Raw genomic sequence first — 16,852 nt, forward strand, 5'->3', positions numbered from 1 at the left:
TGCGGTCGCGCATAGACGCAATGCGGTACGGGAACGCGGTTTGGGCCGCGCAGATGCGGATGCAGACGCACGCCGCATCAATCCCGTCCACAGCCGCAGGCGGGGTTTCTGAAACGCACTCATCGATACAAGGTGATGTAGATCGGCAGCAAGGCGCTGCATCCTCAGACGTAGAAAGCCCCGGCAGGACCGGGGCTCACAAGATTCAGTGCATCGATTTCAGCGGCGTTCGCAGACGCGCGCCACCTGACGATTGCCATTAGCTTGCTGGCGGTTGCCTTGAATGGTGCGACCCGCTGCACCACCAGCAACCGCACCGGCCACGGTTGCCAGCTTCTTGCCATTGCCGCCACCAACCTGGTTGCCCAGGAGGCCGCCGATCGCAGCGCCAGCGACTGTACCGCCGATGCGATTGGGATCGGTCGAGTTCTTCTGCACTTCCACATTCCGACAACGCACGCGCGTTCCGTCATTGAATCTGCGGCCTTCGTCTGCTTCGGTGTAGCGCTGCTGATGCGAATAGCTTTGCGCCTGCACGAAGGTGCTGGTCGCCATCAGGCCGATCAGGGACATACCCAACAGGGAATTGCGCATCTTCATCATCGGTCTCCTTCGTTCTCGCCCACTCGGCGAATCATGATTGCACTTTCGCCACTGTATCGAGAACGCGACGTGAAGCGTGCGGCCCGCTATTCAGGCTTTGGAGCGGAGCCTGAACCAACTTCTCACTGCTGTGCGGCAGGTTCGGTCTGCGGCACCTTGGCCGGGATCGGCGGCGGGTCCTGGGATTCGACCGGCAAGGGCGCCACCGGTGGCTGGGCGACCGGCGTTGCAGCGGGTTGCGGCGCGCTTGCCGGTGTGGCGGGCGAAACCGCCGTCTCACCCCACCGGGCGTCGGCCGCCGGTGCCGGGGGCGTGGTATGCACTTGCGGCGCCTGGGCAGCGTTTGCAGCCGCAGGCACCGCTTCGGTGACCTTGGGCAGATACGAATTCAGTCGCTCGAAGAAGCGCTTGTAGAAGGCCGCATCCTGCACCGTGGTGCTGGACACGCGCACCAGCGAATCGCCGCTACTGCCGACCGGCAACGACAACGAGCCGAGCACGCCGACTCCGACGCTGGCCGAGGTTGAACTCTTCTTCAGCGCGTAACGGTCCTGCAATGCGCTGACGAACACCTGCGCCTGGCCGCCGTCCTGCGTGGCGCAGGAAATGCGCAGATTGAGTTGCTCGCTCTGCTCGGCTTCCTTGAGCTGGAAGTTCTTGCTGCCTTCCACCGCAGCGGCATCGGCACGCGTCACCGCATAGCCCTGGCTCAACAACACCCGGCGCGCGGCCTCGCAGGCCTGCGGCGAGGTGGAGGCCACACTGCGCGAATAGGTGTCGTCGGAATTGAACGACTCGCGCATCAGCATCGTGTCGCCCTTGCTGCCACCGCAGCCAGCCAGGGTTGCCAGCGCGCCAAGCAGGGCACCGCGCGCAATCAGGGAAGAACAAGACATGGGAAAATTCCGGCATCCAGAACCGGCACAGAGCATAGCGGCAACCGCTGTGCGCGCGGCGTCGCGTTGCCGATCAGGGCAACGGCGGTTCATCCGCTGGCAATTGCAGGTCCAGCTGCAGGCGGCTGCCGTCTGCACCGATGCGCTCGGCGCGCAGATAGTGGTGCGCACGCACCGCCGCCAGCGTGACCGGCGACCGGCACGGCTCGCCCCACAGGCTCAAGGCGAATCCCTGCGCCTGCAGCCAGACGGTGAGGCGGTCCCAGAGCGGCTGCTCGGCCTGCACGATCAGGTCCAGATCCGCCGGCCCCTCCGGCACCGACGCCGGCGCCTGCAGCCAGCGCGCGTAACTGCCGTGCACCTCCACCGGCAGGCCGTTTGCCCGTAGCGCCTGCAGCAGCTGCGCTGCCTGCTGCAGGTCCAGCCGCGCACGGCGGTGCTGGAAGATCAGTGCGTACTCGTGGCTGCGATTGCTGTGCGTGCCAGCAGGCGCCAGCGCTGCACCCGGCCGCTGGTAGCACAGCACCCGCTCCTCACGCAGGGTGAACAGGCTGGCAAGGATCCGCCCCAGATCCCATGCCTGCGGGATCACCCGCCCGCCGACGACGACGTTTTCCACCATCGCCACCCCGAAGCCACCCGGCCGCAGCCGCTTGCGCAACGCATGCAAGACCGCCCGCATGCCGGACAGGTAGCCGGCGTAATCGGCACTGGCATACAGCTGCCCGGGCAATGCCGCACCGCGCCAGTGGCAACCGAAATACGGCACGTTGGTCAGGCACAGATCGATCGCCGCAGCGGGCGCGGTGTCGACCAGCGTACCGACCACGACCGGCGCCTGCACGCCGTGCCGTTGCAGACGCGTGCGTGCCAGTTGCGCACGTGCGGCATCGATCTCCATGCCATGGGCGCCGCGCCCTTCCAGCGTTGCCGCCAGCAGCGTGCTGCCGAATCCACAGAACGGGTCGAACACCTGTGCGCCCGGCACGCTGAAGTGCCGCACGAACGGGCGCATCTGATTGACCCAGCCACAATCGCGCCCGCCCAGCGGATCTATAGCGCGTAGATCCTCGGGCAGTGCCCAGGACGGGTCGTCCGGTGTCGGCGTCCACCAGCTGCGCTGATCGAGTTCATCCATCGGCCGGTTCCCACAGCACATCGGCATCCGGGTCCCAACCCGCGCACAGACGGCCGTTGGCGAAGAACACCAGCTTGTAGAGGTCGCCGGTGGCGTGGCGTGCGTGCATGGCCGCGTAGTCGGCACTTTCGAACACCACTTCCAGGCCGTCTTCGCTGCGCATGCGCAGATTCCAGAAGTAATAGCCCTCGGTCATGCCGTCTGCTTGCCAACGCGACCACCACGGCTGCTGCATGCAGCTCGCCAACAGGCTTTCCATGCCGATGCGGTGCTGCGCGATGTAACGCCAGGTGCCATTGCTGCGGTACGCATCGTCCAGACGCGACAACTCGCGGAAGATCACCTGCGTGGCGCCACAGCGGCGCGCCCACGCGATGTAGTGCGCCACGCCATCGGCAGTGTCCACGCCGCCTCGTTGCACGATGCAGACCAGCCGCACCGGCAGCCGCGCTGCGATGCGTTGCGCCGCCCGCGCGAAAATGGCCGCATCGGCAATGGGCTCGCCGGGACGAAAGCGCATGATCGCGTCGTTGCCGGCCTGCAGCGGATGGTGGCGCGACAGCTCGATCCACGACAAGCCGAAGTCGACCAGGGCATCGAGCAACTGCGCTGCCTGCGCGCGCGCAAAGCCGGCGCCATTGCTGTACAGCACGCGCTGCTCCACGCGTGGGCCGTTGGGCGTCGTCGCCAGGGTCTGCAGCAAGGTCTGCAACCAGTGCGGATCGTCGGTCATTTCCAGGCCGGACAACGAATACGACAACGGCACCTCGTGCAGCAGCTGCAACGCAGCGCGCAACTGCGCAAAGTAGTCCGGTCCCGGCCGCAGCATCGCTGCCGCCAGGCCACCTTGGTGTTGGCGCAGGTTTTCCGAACAGAAGCCGCAGCGTGCCGAACATGGCCGCACCGAGGCATACGGGGTCAGGGTGATCGGCAACGCTGCCCGATACACGCGCTCGCAGATGCGCAGCGCATGCCACCTGCCGCTCTCGCTCTGCTGCGGCACGCGCCGCCGCAAGCTGGGCGCGGCGGCGCGCAACCCGGCCAACAGCGGCGATGCAGACAGCAGTGAATCGTCATCGGAAGCGTGCATGCCCTTGCCCGCGCGGTGAACGTCAGCCACGCGCGGCGTCGGCACGGGCGCGCACCTGCTGCAACGTCCACTCCTGCTGCATGACGCCGTTCTCCCACACCGTCACCAATGCATCTTCGCTGTCGGCATGCGTGGCGACTTCGTCCAGCAACGCGCTGCGATAAGTGCCATCGCCACGGTCGCGCAGCAGCGTCAATCGACCGCGCTTGCTCTGCTTGCCCTTGTCGGTGATCGGGTCCTTGTAGACATCGATCCATTGCCCGTCCACGCGCACCGCCGAGCACTTCAGCGCGAACTTCTGGGTGTCGCGGTCCACTTTCTGCAGCAGCGCGCCGCCCATGCCGTAGGCGACGTTGTCGGCGGCGTACCCGGCTGCGGTGATACGCTCGAGAATCGCGCGCAGCGACTGCGGATTGATGCCATCGCCCTGGATCACCCGCACATGGTTGAGCACCTTGTAGCCCTTGCCGTTGCGCTGATGGCCGAACGCCTCGTCCAGCAACAGCAGGCATTGCTCGACCACGTCCACCGGGTCGCCCGAATCCGGGCGGATCACCACCGTCGCACCGGAGGCAATCACCTCCTCGCGCAAGGTGGTGCCCCAATGCTCGCGGATCGCGCGGTAGATGTCGTAGCTGTCCGATACCACCGCCACCAGCGAGCCGGGACGCGCGAACTGCGCCAGCATGTTGCGGTACGCATCGGCCTCGCGCTCGCGGCCCCAGCTGGTAATGGTGCTGTGCTCGGCGGCGGGAATCGAATATCCCGCCACCGGCGTGTGGTAGTGCGCACGCGCCAGCAACAACGCCGACAAGGTATCGGTGCCGAGGAAGTTCACCAGATGCGCGGCACCGCCAAGCGCGGCCGAGCCAAGGCTGGACACCCCACGCGCGCCGAAGTCATGCAGCTTGAACGGCAGCTGCCCTTCCGGATCGTCGCTGGTGCGCTGCAGGTAATCGCGTACGACCTGCTTGACCTGCCAGCTCACCGTTGCCACCGTCACCGGGTACCACACGCGCAACAGCAGCGTTTCCAGATATGACGGCACCCAGAACGCCTTGGGATCGGTGGATTCGATCGTCATCAACACATTGTGCGTGGGCACGACCGTGCCTTCGGGCACGGCACGGATGCGGATCGGCAGCTGCCCGCCGAGACGATCGACGATGTCGCGCCAGCCGGCTTCGTTGAACGGCTCACCATGCGCGGCCAGCAAGGCCTTCGCATCGTCGATGTCGGCGTGCGTCACCGGCCGGTTGATGGCCTCTTTCAGGATCGACTGCAGGCCGAAGAACACGGTCTGCTCGTAGACGCCACCGCGCGATTCGACATAGAAAAATGCCGCATCGGTGCCGGGTGGATACTGCAGCCAGTGGCTGGCCTTGTAGCTGTCGGTGTTGAGCAGCAGGTTATCGAGGTAATGCATGACGGAAGCTCCTTCGCGTCGAGTGAACCGGCGGTCTGTCCGCCGGCGGGGGGCTACGGTTCGAGCCGATCCAGGATTGCGAGTGGCCGTCTTCGGTGGGTGGCGGCACGCAATCCTTGTCGCCCTCAGCCGCGACCCAGGAAGAATTCGAGAATATGCAGATGATCTTCGTACAGGCGCGGCCCCATCGCCATCGCTTCGGCAAGCGGAATCCAGCGCGCCTTGTCGGCATCGTCGCCACCGCGTACCGCAGGCAGTTCACCGGCAGGGAACTCAAAATGAAAGGCATGCGTGATGGTGCGCCCACGCTGACTGCGCTCGGGGTGGTCGAACACCTGGCGCCCGCGCAATGAGCCCTTGAGCACCGGCACCGGCACTTTCAGCCGGGTTTCCTCGCGCAGCTCGCGCAGGCAGCCGTCCAGCAGACCTTCGTCCTGACCGACAAAACCACCTGGCAACGCCCACAAACCCTTGCCCGGCTCGGCACGACGACGCACCAGCAGCACGTGGCCCGAGTGCACCACCACCGCATCGGTGGTGACGAAGGTAGGCGGATACGGCGCGTCCTTCCAGGCGGCGCGATATTGCTCGATGAAACGGTACTCGGCCACCAGCTGCGCGTAGCTCGGCGAATTGCGCCGGAACGCTTCCAGCATGTCGTACACCGGCGCCGGCACATTGCCGCGCAGCATCAGCAACCCACCGTGAAAGCCGATCTCGCCGGCCTCGAACAGATAGCGGCGTAATTCGGTGGCCGACAGCGTGGCGGTCTGTTGCACATCTTCCAGCGACCACTGCGGAAACTCGCGCAGGTAATAGCTGCTGGCGTCCTTGTCCATGCCGATCAGCCCGATGCGTGCATCGAGCGTACCGCCATCGGCCTGCACGGCCTCGGCGACCTGGCGCTGTACCTCGGCAATCCACAGGCTTTCGTTGTACAGATGGTCGCGCAACGGGCCCAGGATCAGCCGCTGGCTCTCGCCCGGCAACGCGGACTCGATCATCACCGCGCGTTCGGCGACGGTCCACGGATTGCGAATGGTACGGGGCGTGTCGGCAGAGCCGATCAATACAATGAGCTTGTCCGCCATGCCCAGCGCGTGGCGGGCGACGGCGGCGTGGCCGTTATGAAAGGGCTCGAAACGCCCGATAAACACCAGATAGTCGTACTGCGGTGCCATGAGAATCCCTCACGGTTGAGTAGGCAGCCATCGGTCTATCCGGTGGCGTGGTGCAAATGCTACGCCGATGCGCGACGACGTCAAGCGTGGGCAGTGTGGCGATGACATATCGGTCATGCATGCCGATTAGACTCGCCGATTGGTCCTCGAGGAATCCGCCTGCATGCCACGCCTGTCCGTTCGCGCTATCTCACGTTCCCTGGTCGCGGCACTCGCGCTGCTGTGCATCGCCTTGCCTGCGTTGGCTGCACCTGCGCCCGCACCCTTGCGGGTGATGTCGTTCAATGTGCGCGTGCCGGTGGATACCGATGGCGACAAGCGCTGGAGCGTGCGCCGCACGGCGATGGTGGCATTGATCGAACAAGCGCACCCGGACGTCTTCGGGACGCAGGAGTTGGTGCAGGAACAGGCGCAGTATCTGGCTGCGCAACTGCCTGATTACCGCTGGTTCGGCAAGGGCCGCCGCGGCGGCGACAGCGGCAACGACGAGCACATGGGCGTGTTCTACGACGGCCGCGCGTTGTCGGTGGTGGAATCGGGCGATTTCTGGCTGTCGGAAACGCCACAGGTCCCCGGCAGCAGCAGCTGGAATACCGACCTGCCGCGCATGGTGACCTGGGCCCTGTTCGAGCGCCGCAGCGACAAACGCCGCTTCTATCTGTTCAACGCGCACTTCGCCCACCGCGACCAGGACGAGGCGGCCCGCGAGCACAGCGCGCGCCTGATCCTGTCGCGCATCGCGACGCTGCCAGCCGACATTCCGGTGGTGCTGACCGGCGACTTCAACAGCGATCCTGACCAAGGCACCTACCGCGTCCTCACCGCCACGCTTGGCGATGCACGCGCCCGCGCACCCGAGCCGCAAGGCCCGGAAAAAACTTTCCAGGACTTCACCACGCAACCGACCCGACGCATCGACTGGATCCTGTCCCGCGGCCTGACACCGACACGCTTTTCCACGCTGGATAATCGCCCCGGCGGCGTATTGCCGTCCGATCACTATCCGGTGCTGGCCGAATTCGCCTGGCCGCGTTGAGCGCGCCGACGACGCGGCACTCTCACCAAGCCGGCCTATCTGACGCTACGCAGGCGGTCAGTCGCGTTGCAGCCAATCCACCAGTGCTTGCAGCATGGTCGACGCAGGCTCGTGACGCAGCACGATCGAAAGTTGCCGAGGTGCCCAGGCTTCGTCCAATGGCACCATGACCAGCTGATCGCGCACGCATGAGCGCTGCACTGCAGCGTGCGGAAGAATCGCCACGCCCATGCCTTGCGCAAGCATGCGGCACAACACGTCGATGCCTTGTACCTTTGCACGCGTGCGCAACTGCACGCCGGCACGGTTCATTCGCACGCGCAGATGCCGTTGCAAGGCGCTGTCGCCGGCCAGCCCCAGCGTGTCCATTCCCGCAAGCTCGCTCAACCGCAGCGTCGCGGCGCCGGCCAGCGGATGCGTTGCAGCCATCACCAGCACCAGCCGATCCTCACGGAACGGCAGCACCTGCAGCCCACCGACATCGGCATGGCCTGCGACCACGGCGATGTCGACGCGCTCCTCGCGCACCGCATCGGCAGCGTCGTCGCTGCCCTGCTCGGTCAACGCCAGATCCAGCTGCGGATGTGCGATGAGAAAATCCGCCAACCGTTCGGGCAACCATGCCGACAGTGCCGCGGTATTGGCCGCCAGCCGCAGCGTCACCTGCCCACCGCCACCGTAGCCACTGAGCTCCAGCTGCAATGCCTCGGTCTGCCGCTGCAATTGCCGTGCGTGCCGCAGCAACACGCCACCGGCCGGGGTCAGGCTGACCCCGCGTCGCCCGCGTTCCAGAAGTGCGGCGCCCACCTGCGACTCCAGCGCACGAATCCGCGCGCTGGCAGCCGCCAACGACAACGCCGCGCGTTGCGCACCGGCAGTGATGCTGCCCGCCTCGACCACCGCGATGAACAATCGTAAATCGACAAACTCCAGATGCATGGCCGCTCCACAAGCACGCGTACGTCAATCATGGTGCATTGGCCGTCCACCAGACGGGCCGGCCGGGCAATGGATCTCTCCACATCCTCATGTCCCAGCCTTCGGCTCAACCGAAGCCTGCATCAAACAATCACGCATTGTCTGGCGCGGGGCCAGCCCGGATTCTTGGCGGCATGCAGACATTGCACACCCACTGGTATCTGATCGCGGGCATTTTTTTGCTGGCTGGCTGGGTCAAGGGCGTGGCCGGGATGGGCTTGCCGACCGTTGCCATGGGGCTGCTCGGTCTGTGGCTGACGCCCGCCGAGGCAGCGACGTTACTGGCGCTGCCCTCGCTGGTAACGAACGTGCAGCAAGCCTGGGGGCCGGATACGCGAACCCTGTTGCGACGTCTGTGGCCATTGCTGGCAACCGTGACGCTCGGCACCTGGCTCAGCGCAGGGGTGATGGCAGGCGCCGATCCCACCCTGGTCCGCGCCGGATTGGGCGCACTGCTGGGACTGTATGCCTTGCTTGGGCTGGCTCGCCGACACTGGACTGTGCAGGCGCGCCATGAACCCTGGGCAGGGCCACTGGCCGGACTGGCCACCGGTCTGTTGAGTGGCGCCACCGGCGTGTTCGTGTTGCCATCACTGCCCTACCTCACCGCACTGCAACTCCCGCGCGATCTGCTGATCCGGTCTTTGGGCTGGTGTTTCGGCGTTGCGACGCTGGCGCTGGCCAGTGCCCTGGCGTGGCACGGTGCGCTACCCGGCGCGGCGATCGCCCCGTCGTTGTGGGCGCTGTTGCCCACCGCCATCGGCATGTGGCTGGGTGCCTGGGTGCGCAATCGCATTTCCGCCGAGACGTTTCGGCGCTTTTTTTTCATCACCTTGCTGGTGCTCGGCCTGCAAGGCGTCTGGCAGGCACTGGCGTAAAGCCACGTTGGGCGCAATGAAACCTTGCACGGCACGCAGGCACGGCGGCCGGCAATCGATCATCCGTCAAACCGCTCGTGCAGTCGCCCATATGAAGGGGGCGGCCAACAAAAACGCCACCGCGATGCGGTGGCGTTTCTTGTACTTCAAGGTGATGTCGTCGCCAGCTGTTCGGCGAACGATCAATCGGCCCAACGTCCCGGTGCGGTCGACTGTGGCAACACCTGCGCCGACAACGGCTGGTCCTGCGACAGCAGGCCCAGCGCATCGGCCAGGATGGCAGCCGATTCGTGCAGCAACGGGTCCGGACGCTTTTCTGCGGCCTTTTCGCGTGCGGTGTCTTTGACGATATCGCGCTCGTTGCCGGTCAGGCCGTCGTCGCTGTCGTCGCCAAGCGGATCCAGCGGCAGGCCCAGCTGCTTGCGCACCTGCTGGCGATCCTTGCGCTGCTGATCCTGCTTCTGACGCTCGGCAACACGCTCGGATTCGTTCAACGAGATGTACTTCTTGGCCTTTTCATCGCGGAACTGCTTGACGTCCTCTTCCCACCACTGGAATTCCTTGTCGGTGGCGATACGCGCGGTGTGCAGGCCCTGCAACTTGGGCAGCAGCGGCGCGAAGTTGCCGTATTGGGTATGCGGCGCGGCAGCGATGCGCGTCCACGGCAGCGCATTGTCGTAGGTGCTCTCGCCGAACTCGGTGGCATCCACGCTTGCCGGGAATGCGATGTCCGGCACCACGCCCTTGTGCTGGGTGCTGGAGCCGCTGACGCGGAAGAACTGCGCGATCGTCAGCTTGACCTGCCCATAGCGCTGCCCCTCTGCGGCCGGCCAGCGGTCCAGGTCGACGATGTTCTGCACGGTGCCCTTGCCGAAGCTGGTCTCGCCGATCACCAGGCCGCGACCGTAATCCTGGATGGCACCGGCAAAGATCTCCGACGCCGAGGCCGAGCCGCGATTGATCAACACGCCCAGCGGACCATCCCAGGCAACCTTGGGATTGCTGTCGCCGTTGACAGTGACCCGGCCGCCGGATTCGCGCACCTGCACCACCGGGCCCTGCTCGATGAACAGACCGGTGAGCTCGATCGCTTCGTCCAGCGAACCGCCGCCGTTGTTGCGCAGGTCCAGCACCACGCCGTCGACCTTGTCGGTCTTGAAGCCGGCCAGCAGCTTAGCGACGTCGCGCGTTGCCGAGGCATAGTCGGTCGCGTTGCGGCGACGGCCTTCAAAATCCTGATAGAAGCCCGGCAGCTTGATGATGCCGATGCGGCGCTCCGGCTCGCTGCCCTTGGCCGGCAGGGTGATGGTCTCGCCCTTGGCGGCCTGCTCGGCCAGACGCACCTTCTGCCGGGTCAGCGTTACGGTGCGGTGCTTGCCGTCGATGCCCGACTCGGCCGGGATGTACTCCAGGCGTACCTGGGTGTCCTTGCTGCCGCGAATCTTGGCGACCACATCGTCGATGCGCCAGCCGATCACATCCTCGATTGCGCCGTTCTTGGCCTGACCCACACCGACGATGCGATCGCCTGGCTTGAGCGTGCCGTCCACCGCCGCCGGACCGCCCGGGATCACCTCACGGATCACTACCATGTCGTCTTGCTTCTGCAACTGCGCGCCGATGCCCTCCAGCGACAGCGACATTTGCTGATTGAAATTTTCGGCCGTGCGCGGCGTGAAGTAATCGGTGTGCGGATCGACCGCATTGGTGTACGCGTTGACGAAGAACTGGAACACGTCCTCGGCCTTCAATTCGTTGACCGAATCGGCCAGCGCCGCATAGCGCTTGTCCAGCGTCTTGCGGATGTCTTCGGGCTTCTTTCCGGCCAGCTTCAGGCGCAGCCAGTCGTTCATCACCGACTGGCGCCACAGCACGTCCAGCTGCTTGTCGTCGGCAGCCCACGGCACGTCCTTGCGGTCGTACTCGAACTTGTCGCTGCCGGCGAAATCGAAGTCCTGCTTGAGCAGGTCGCGCGCGTACTTGACGCGCTGGTCGACGCGCTTCTTGTAGACCGAGAACACCTGGAACGCCGGATCCAGTTTGCCACCGCGCAGCGCATCTCCCACGCCTGCTTCCAGCGGAGCGAAGCCGGCGATGTCGGTCTGGGTAAAGAACTGTTTGCTGCCGTCCAGGGTTTCCAGATAGCGCTTGAACACGTCCTTGGTCATGGCCTCGTCCAGCGTGCGCGGACGGTAGGCATAGCGGCTATCGGAGAGCAGGCCATAGACCAGCTTGGTCGCTGTGGCTTGGTCGGGTGTGGCTGCCGCCGGCAGTGCGGTGTCGGCGCGTGCGAGCAGTGCCATCGGAGTGGTCAACACCAGCGCCAGCAGGCCGGCCTTCATGGACGCAGAAACGTTGTAGGTCATCGAATGGCTCTCGGCACTGGGCCGATGAAAGAAAGGCGGTGAATGGATCAGACAGCATGACAGTGCCGAAAGTTGCTGGCGTTGTCACGGCTGGCTGAATCAGCCTAGCGCCGGGCCTGTAGCGGATTGTGAACGCGACCGTACCCTGCAAGCCCAGAGCGACGGCCGGATACGACACGACCCCGCGATATGCGGAGTGGCATGGGTCGCGCTACATCGAACTTAGTGGACCAGCGCGCGTGTGGCCGCGCGCAGCTTCGCGATGGACTGCGCTCGGCACGCAGGCAACTGCAGCGCCAGGCGATGCATCCGACCGAACTGGCGGCCGCGCCCGCCTGGGCGTGGCCGCAGGGGCCATCGGCTGCCTTAAGCAGCGACGCCGGCGCCGGCGGCCTGGCGATCGGCGTGATACGACGAGCGCACCATCGGTCCGGAGGCGACATGGCTGAACCCCAGCGCATTGCCGTAGTCCTCCAGCGCCTTGTATTCCTCCGGCGTCCAGTAGCGCATCACCGGGTGGTGGTGCGGCGTCGGCTGCAGGTACTGGCCGATGGTGATCATGTCGACATCGTGCGCACGCAGATCGCGCAAGGTGGCCTGCACCTGCTCCATCGTCTCGCCCAGGCCGAGCATGATGCCGGACTTGGTGGCGATGGACGGATGCTGCGCCTTGAAACGCTGCAGCAAGGTCAGCGACCACTGGTAGTCGGCACCCGGACGCACGTTCGGGTACAGGTCCGGCACGGTTTCGATGTTGTGGTTGAACACGTCCGGCGGGCTGAGCGCCAGGATCTCCAGCGCGCGGTCCATGCGGCCCTTGCCGCGGAAGTCCGGGGTCAGGATCTCGATGCGGGTCTTGGGTGAACTGACCCGGATGGCCGAAATGCAGTCGACGAAATGCTGGGCACCGCCATCGCGCAGGTCGTCACGATCCACGCTGGTCACCACTACGTACTTCAGGCCCATGTCGGCTACGGTGGTGGCCAGGCTGGCCGGCTCGTTTGCATCCGGCGGCTTGGGCCGGCCGTGCGCCACATCGCAGAACGAGCAGCGCCGCGTGCAGACCTCGCCCAGGATCATGAAGGTCGCGGTGCCGTGACTGAAGCACTCGTGGATGTTCGGGCAGCTGGCTTCCTCGCAGACCGTGACCAGGCGGTTTTCGCGCAGCTTGGCCTTGAGGTTCTGCACCGCATTGCCGGACGGAATCCGCACGCGGATCCACGACGGCTTGCGCAGGACCGGCGCATCGACGAACTGCACCGGCGAACGATTGATCTTGTCGCCACCGATCTGCTTGACGCCAGTCTGCAGCGGCGCAGACGCGGCGGCGTCGCCGGAGACGACCTGCAAGGGGATGGAACGGGCGATAGGCTGGGTCATGGCAATAACGGGCGCTCAGGCCGGAAGCGAAAGGTCGGGCAACGCGGAGACAGGCTGCAACACGAGACCGAACTGGCGCGCCAGCTGATCGAGCAGCACCGCCTTGACGGCGTCCATCCCGGAGGGGCCGCCCAAGTCTAGCACCGAGGTCACCTGCAGGCCCTGGTAGCCACAGGGGTTGATGCGGTGGAACGGCTCCAGGTCCATCGCCACGTTGAACGACAGGCCGTGGAAGGTGCAGCCGCGCCGCACCCGGATTCCCAGCGCGGCGATCTTGGCCTCGCCCACGTACACGCCGGGCGCGCCCTCGCGGCGCTCGGCGACGATGTTCCACTCGTCCAGGGTATCGATCAGCGCCTGCTCGATCCTGCACACGTAATCGCGCACACCGATCCCGAGCCGGCGCAGGTCCAGCAGCGGATAGACCACCAGCTGGCCGGGGCCGTGATAGGTGACCTGGCCGCCGCGATCGACCTGCAGCACCGGAATCTCGCCCGGCGCGAGTACATGCTCGGGCTTGCCGGCCTGGCCCAGCGTAAACACCGGCGCATGTTCGACCGCCCACACTTCGTCGGCCGTGGCCTCATCACGCGCATCGGTGAAACGCTGCATTGCGCGCCACACCGGCGCGTACTGCTGTCGACCGAGGTCGCGCAACGGCGTCGGCAGGACGGGAACAGGACTCGCCACCGTCTGGACCGCTACAGCGTCCACTTCACTTCCGGATGGTCGCGCAGCGCCTGGTGCGCAGCGTCGAACTGCGCGCGGCTCTCGGCGCGGAAGCCGATCTTGACCGAAACATATTTGCCGCTGGACGAATGCTTCCAGCTGATGCTTTCCTCCACCAGCTCTACACCGGTGGCGGCGAGCAGGCGCGGAAGTTCGCTTTCCAGCCCGCGCTCGGCCGCGCCCATGGCGCTGAGCTCGAAGGTGCCGGGAAACTGGAAGCCGTGATCGGGGTTGTCGGTGCTGATTTCCATCCGCCCATTATCGGGACGATGGCGGACAAACCCAAGCCCGCACCGGTCGAACGGATGAGCGCGTCGCGGCCGGGGAGCCGGGCGGTTAGCCCGCACCGGTCAGCAAGAATCGGCCATGACAGTCCCGGACCAAACACAGCTACGTGCCGGTGATGGTTCTGCACGCGAACACGCCAGCAGAAAATACGTTCCGCTGCTGCATACGTTCACGCGGCGCAGCAGCGGCCGCAGGCACCTTTGCTGAACATCGTCCTCTCTTACCCTCCCAGGCCATCCATGCTACGACCGCGCGCGTTGTCCGCTGCCCTGCTGTTCTCTCTTTCCGGGTTGTCGATGCCGGCCCTGGCTGCCGACCAGTGCGACTCCAGCACAATGCGGCGGACGCCGCCGGCGGTGAACTTCCGGGTGGATAACGACCTGTTCGGCGGGGAGGATCAGGATCAGGGCTATTCAAACGGCGCGGTGCTGACGCTGGTGTCGCCAAATCTGGTCGACTACACCGACGACCCCTGTCTGCCGCGCACCGCGCGCTGGGTCAACGGCTATCTGGAGCGTCTGCATCCGGGCGAGTTCGACCAGCAGAACATGGTGTTTTCGATTGGCCAGGCGATTTTCACTCCCACCGATCCCACCCGCCGCGATGTGATCCCGGACGATCGTCCGTATGCGGGCATCCTGCTGGCGAGCTTCGGTTACAACGCACGCAACGATGCGCATCTGCGCACCACGCAGCTGCAGGTCGGTGTGGTCGGCCCGTGGGCATTTGCGCAGGAAACACAGGACGCGATCCACGATGCGTTGGGCGATGAGAAATTCCAGGGCTGGGACAACCAGCTGCACAACGAGCCGCTGATCAACCTGGTGCACGAGCGCATGCGCCGCTGGCCGGGCGATGCGGCGGTCAATGCGGACGGCTTGGGCTGGGATTTCATTTCGCATTGGGGAGGCGCGGTCGGCAACATGGCCACGCATCTGAACGCCGGCGGCGAGGTGCGCTTCGGCTGGAAGCTGCCGGACGACTTCGGCAGCACCCCGACCCGCCCGGCCGGCGAGAACACCGCCCCCAGCCGGCTCGGACGTGCCAGCGGCTGGTCGGGCCATCTGTTCGTGACCACCGATGCACGCTGGGTGCTGCGCGACATCACCCTGGACGGCAACACCTTTCGCAACAGCCACAGCGTGGACAAGCGCCCGTTCGTGGGCGACGTCGGCTACGGCCTGGCGGTGATGTACGGACGCTGGAAGTTTGCCATCGCCCGCTACCACCGTACCCGCGAATTCGACACCCAGCGCGAAACCCCGGTGTATGGCAGTTTCACGATCAGTCGGATGCTTTGAGGGCTGGGATTGGGGAGTCGGGATTGGGGATTCGCAAGAGCGGGCTGCTGGTGCTTCGCTCCTGCTCTCGCCTTTGCCAATCCCGAATCTCCAATCCCCAATCCCCAATCCCGCAAAGAAAAAGCCGGCTTTCGCCGGCTTTTTCTTTGTATCACTCCGATTCCCACCACATCCAGAACGCATCCCAGAGGCGCTTGAAGAAGCCGCCTTCTTCGACGGCGTTGATGGCCACCAGCGGGGCCTGGGCGATGATCTTGCCGTCCAGGCTGACCTTGACGGTGCCGATCTGCTGGCCCTGCTTGATCGGGGCCTGCAGGTTCTTGGCCACTTCCATACTGGGCTTGAGGTCGTTGTAGCGGCCGCGCTGCAGGCTGACCAGCAATGGCTGGGCCACGCCGAGCTGCACTTCGTCCTGCTGGCCCTTCCAGACCTTCTGCTTGGTCACGACCTTGCCGGGCGCGTACAGGCTGTGGGTTTCGAAGAAGCGGAAGCCCCAGTTGAGCAGGGCCAGGCTGTCGTCGGCACGCTGGCGCTCGGACGAATCGCCCATCACCACCGCCACCAGGCGCTGGTCGCCGCGCTTGGCCGAGCTCAACAGGCAGTAGCCGGCCTCGGAGGTGTGGCCGGTCTTGATGCCGTCCACCGCCGGGTCGCGCCACAACAGCAGGTTGCGGTTGTTCTGCTTGATGCTGCCGACCTGGAACTCCTTGATCTTGTTGTAGGCGTAGGTCTCCGGGTAATCGCGCACCATCGCGCGGCCCAGCATGGCCAGGTCGTAGGCGGTGGAGTGGTGACCTTCGGCGCTGAGGCCGTGCGCGTTGACGAAGTAGGAGTCCTTCATGCCGATCTTGGCGGCGTAGCTGTTCATCAGCGAAGCGAAGGCTTCTTCGCTGCCGGCGACATGCTCGGCCAGCGCGATCGCGGCATCGTTGCCGGACTGGATCGCCATGCCCTTTTCCATGTCTTCCAGACGCGCGGTCTGGTTGACCGGAAAACCGCTGTAGCTGCCATCGGTGCCGGCACCACCCTCGCGCCAGGCGCGCTCGCTCATCATGACCTGGTCGTCGCGCTTGACCTTGCCATTCTTGATTTCGGCAGCGACCACATAGGACGTCATCACCTTGGTGATGCTGGCCGGGGCCAGCTGCTGGTGGATGTTTTCACCGGCCAGCACCTGCCCGGTGGCGTAATCCATCAGGATCCAGGACTTGGACACGGCCGGCGCGGGTGCGGGCGGAACCGGGACGGCGGCCGGCGCAGCGGCAACGGCAGGCGTCGGCTGCGGCGCAGGGGTCTGCGCGCAGACCAGGCCAAAGGCAAACGTGGCCACCGCGGCGGCGGCGAAGCGGAATTTCATTGAAGAACGACTCCTGACGGGCCCGAAGGCTGGGTGATGCGAAATTGTAAGGCGCCACGGCGATCAGGGCGACGCGCGCGATGCTGTGCGCGCCTGCGCAGTTCAGCGATGGCGGCAGGCGGCGTGCCGAACGTGGCTGACGGAATGGGCAACCGAGCAACCTGCACAGGGCGCGTCGTGATTACGTCTGCCCGGACGATACCTT

At 65.5% G+C, this 16,852-nt stretch carries 15 protein-coding genes; 3 read left to right on the forward strand and 12 right to left on the reverse strand.

The genetic code is table 11. The features are described 5' to 3' along the window. Positions 1-219: 219 nt before the first annotated feature. The 6 genes from FHT09_RS10015 to FHT09_RS10040 all read right to left on the reverse strand — a co-directional run bounded on the left by FHT09_RS10015 (position 220) and on the right by FHT09_RS10040 (position 6,334). Entirely contained in the window at positions 220-600 is a 381-nt protein-coding gene (locus FHT09_RS10015; RefSeq protein WP_104538576.1) for a glycine zipper 2TM domain-containing protein, read from the reverse strand. Positions 601-725: 125 nt separating this feature from the next. Further along, positions 726-1,499 carry a DUF2242 domain-containing protein gene (locus FHT09_RS10020; RefSeq protein ID WP_181141417.1) on the reverse strand — a complete coding sequence of 258 codons (774 nt, stop codon included), beginning with the start codon at positions 1,497-1,499 and terminating at the stop codon, positions 726-728. Between the two features lie 73 nt (positions 1,500-1,572). Then, the gene (locus FHT09_RS10025) at positions 1,573-2,637 is read right to left on the reverse strand and encodes a DNA methyltransferase (protein ID WP_104607054.1); all 1,065 of its coding nucleotides are present in this window, start codon (positions 2,635-2,637) and stop codon (positions 1,573-1,575) included. Next, positions 2,630-3,727: a hypothetical protein gene (locus FHT09_RS10030; protein WP_104607067.1), complete on the reverse strand. Its 1,098-nt coding sequence runs from the start codon at positions 3,725-3,727 to the stop codon at positions 2,630-2,632. Before FHT09_RS10030 ends, FHT09_RS10025 begins: the two co-directional genes overlap by 8 nt. Positions 3,728-3,749: 22 nt before the next feature. Then, positions 3,750-5,153, reverse strand: a complete 1,404-nt coding sequence (locus FHT09_RS10035; RefSeq protein WP_104607055.1) for a nicotinate phosphoribosyltransferase — start codon at positions 5,151-5,153, stop codon at positions 3,750-3,752. A 125-nt stretch (positions 5,154-5,278) separates the two neighbouring features. Next, complete coding sequence (locus FHT09_RS10040) at positions 5,279-6,334, reverse strand: bifunctional nicotinamide-nucleotide adenylyltransferase/Nudix hydroxylase (RefSeq protein ID WP_104607056.1); 1,056 nt, start codon at positions 6,332-6,334, stop codon at positions 5,279-5,281. A gap of 163 nt (positions 6,335-6,497) precedes the next feature. On the opposite strand from FHT09_RS10040, the gene FHT09_RS10045 reads away from it, so the two are divergent. After that, positions 6,498-7,370, forward strand: a complete 873-nt coding sequence (locus FHT09_RS10045; protein WP_104607057.1) for an endonuclease/exonuclease/phosphatase family protein — start codon at positions 6,498-6,500, stop codon at positions 7,368-7,370. A gap of 57 nt (positions 7,371-7,427) precedes the next feature. On the opposite strand, the gene FHT09_RS10050 is transcribed toward FHT09_RS10045, so the two are convergent. After that, positions 7,428-8,309, reverse strand: coding sequence for a LysR substrate-binding domain-containing protein (locus tag FHT09_RS10050; RefSeq protein ID WP_104607058.1), 882 nt, complete (start codon positions 8,307-8,309; stop codon positions 7,428-7,430). Positions 8,310-8,482: 173 nt separating this feature from the next. On the opposite strand from FHT09_RS10050, the gene FHT09_RS10055 reads away from it, so the two are divergent. After that, positions 8,483-9,226 (forward strand): sulfite exporter TauE/SafE family protein, encoded by a 744-nt coding sequence (locus FHT09_RS10055; RefSeq protein ID WP_104607059.1) that lies wholly within the window; start codon positions 8,483-8,485, stop codon positions 9,224-9,226. A 182-nt stretch (positions 9,227-9,408) separates the two neighbouring features. Here FHT09_RS10055 and FHT09_RS10060 read toward each other — a convergent pair whose 3' ends face one another. From FHT09_RS10060 to FHT09_RS10075, 4 genes are all read right to left on the reverse strand, one after another. Next, positions 9,409-11,568 (reverse strand): carboxy terminal-processing peptidase, encoded by a 2,160-nt coding sequence (locus FHT09_RS10060; RefSeq protein WP_181141418.1) that lies wholly within the window; start codon positions 11,566-11,568, stop codon positions 9,409-9,411. Positions 11,569-11,958: 390 nt separating this feature from the next. Beyond that, complete coding sequence (lipA, locus tag FHT09_RS10065; RefSeq protein ID WP_053054250.1) at positions 11,959-12,972, reverse strand: lipoyl synthase; 1,014 nt, start codon at positions 12,970-12,972, stop codon at positions 11,959-11,961. Between the two features lie 15 nt (positions 12,973-12,987). Beyond that, positions 12,988-13,686, reverse strand: a complete 699-nt coding sequence (gene lipB, locus FHT09_RS10070) for a lipoyl(octanoyl) transferase LipB (RefSeq protein ID WP_104607061.1) — start codon at positions 13,684-13,686, stop codon at positions 12,988-12,990. After that, entirely contained in the window at positions 13,674-13,952 is a 279-nt protein-coding gene (locus FHT09_RS10075) for a YbeD family protein (RefSeq protein WP_053054248.1), read from the reverse strand. The genes lipB and FHT09_RS10075 overlap by 13 nt, the downstream gene beginning before the upstream one ends. A gap of 276 nt (positions 13,953-14,228) precedes the next feature. On the opposite strand from FHT09_RS10075, the gene FHT09_RS10080 reads away from it, so the two are divergent. Continuing rightward, a complete protein-coding gene (locus FHT09_RS10080) occupies positions 14,229-15,290 on the forward strand; it encodes a lipid A deacylase LpxR family protein (RefSeq protein ID WP_104607062.1) in 1,062 nt (353 codons plus the stop codon). Between the two features lie 151 nt (positions 15,291-15,441). Here FHT09_RS10080 and FHT09_RS10085 read toward each other — a convergent pair whose 3' ends face one another. Beyond that, entirely contained in the window at positions 15,442-16,647 is a 1,206-nt protein-coding gene (locus tag FHT09_RS10085) for a D-alanyl-D-alanine carboxypeptidase family protein (RefSeq protein WP_016900824.1), read from the reverse strand. Between the last annotated feature and the right edge of the window lie 205 nt (positions 16,648-16,852).

It is taken from the genome of Xanthomonas sp. CFBP 8152 (assembly GCF_014199025.1).
Taxonomy (GTDB): Bacteria; Pseudomonadota; Gammaproteobacteria; order Xanthomonadales; family Xanthomonadaceae; genus Xanthomonas; species Xanthomonas arboricola_B.

Coding starts and splice junctions, on each gene's coding strand:
- FHT09_RS10060 (WP_181141418.1), bottom strand. CDS start 11,568: ATGAAGGCCGGCCTGCTGGCGCTGGTGTTGACCACTCCGATGGCACTG.
- FHT09_RS10050 (WP_104607058.1), bottom strand. CDS start 8,309: ATGCATCTGGAGTTTGTCGATTTACGATTGTTCATCGCGGTGGTCGAG.
- lipA (WP_053054250.1), bottom strand. CDS start 12,972: ATGACCCAGCCTATCGCCCGTTCCATCCCCTTGCAGGTCGTCTCCGGC.
- FHT09_RS10030 (WP_104607067.1), bottom strand. CDS start 3,727: ATGCACGCTTCCGATGACGATTCACTGCTGTCTGCATCGCCGCTGTTG.
- FHT09_RS10080 (WP_104607062.1), top strand. CDS start 14,229: ATGCTACGACCGCGCGCGTTGTCCGCTGCCCTGCTGTTCTCTCTTTCC.
- FHT09_RS10075 (WP_053054248.1), bottom strand. CDS start 13,952: ATGGAAATCAGCACCGACAACCCCGATCACGGCTTCCAGTTTCCCGGC.
- FHT09_RS10055 (WP_104607059.1), top strand. CDS start 8,483: ATGCAGACATTGCACACCCACTGGTATCTGATCGCGGGCATTTTTTTG.
- FHT09_RS10045 (WP_104607057.1), top strand. CDS start 6,498: ATGCCACGCCTGTCCGTTCGCGCTATCTCACGTTCCCTGGTCGCGGCA.
- FHT09_RS10015 (WP_104538576.1), bottom strand. CDS start 600: ATGAAGATGCGCAATTCCCTGTTGGGTATGTCCCTGATCGGCCTGATG.
- FHT09_RS10085 (WP_016900824.1), bottom strand. CDS start 16,647: ATGAAATTCCGCTTCGCCGCCGCCGCGGTGGCCACGTTTGCCTTTGGC.
- FHT09_RS10040 (WP_104607056.1), bottom strand. CDS start 6,334: ATGGCACCGCAGTACGACTATCTGGTGTTTATCGGGCGTTTCGAGCCC.
- FHT09_RS10025 (WP_104607054.1), bottom strand. CDS start 2,637: ATGGATGAACTCGATCAGCGCAGCTGGTGGACGCCGACACCGGACGAC.
- FHT09_RS10035 (WP_104607055.1), bottom strand. CDS start 5,153: ATGCATTACCTCGATAACCTGCTGCTCAACACCGACAGCTACAAGGCC.
- FHT09_RS10020 (WP_181141417.1), bottom strand. CDS start 1,499: ATGTCTTGTTCTTCCCTGATTGCGCGCGGTGCCCTGCTTGGCGCGCTG.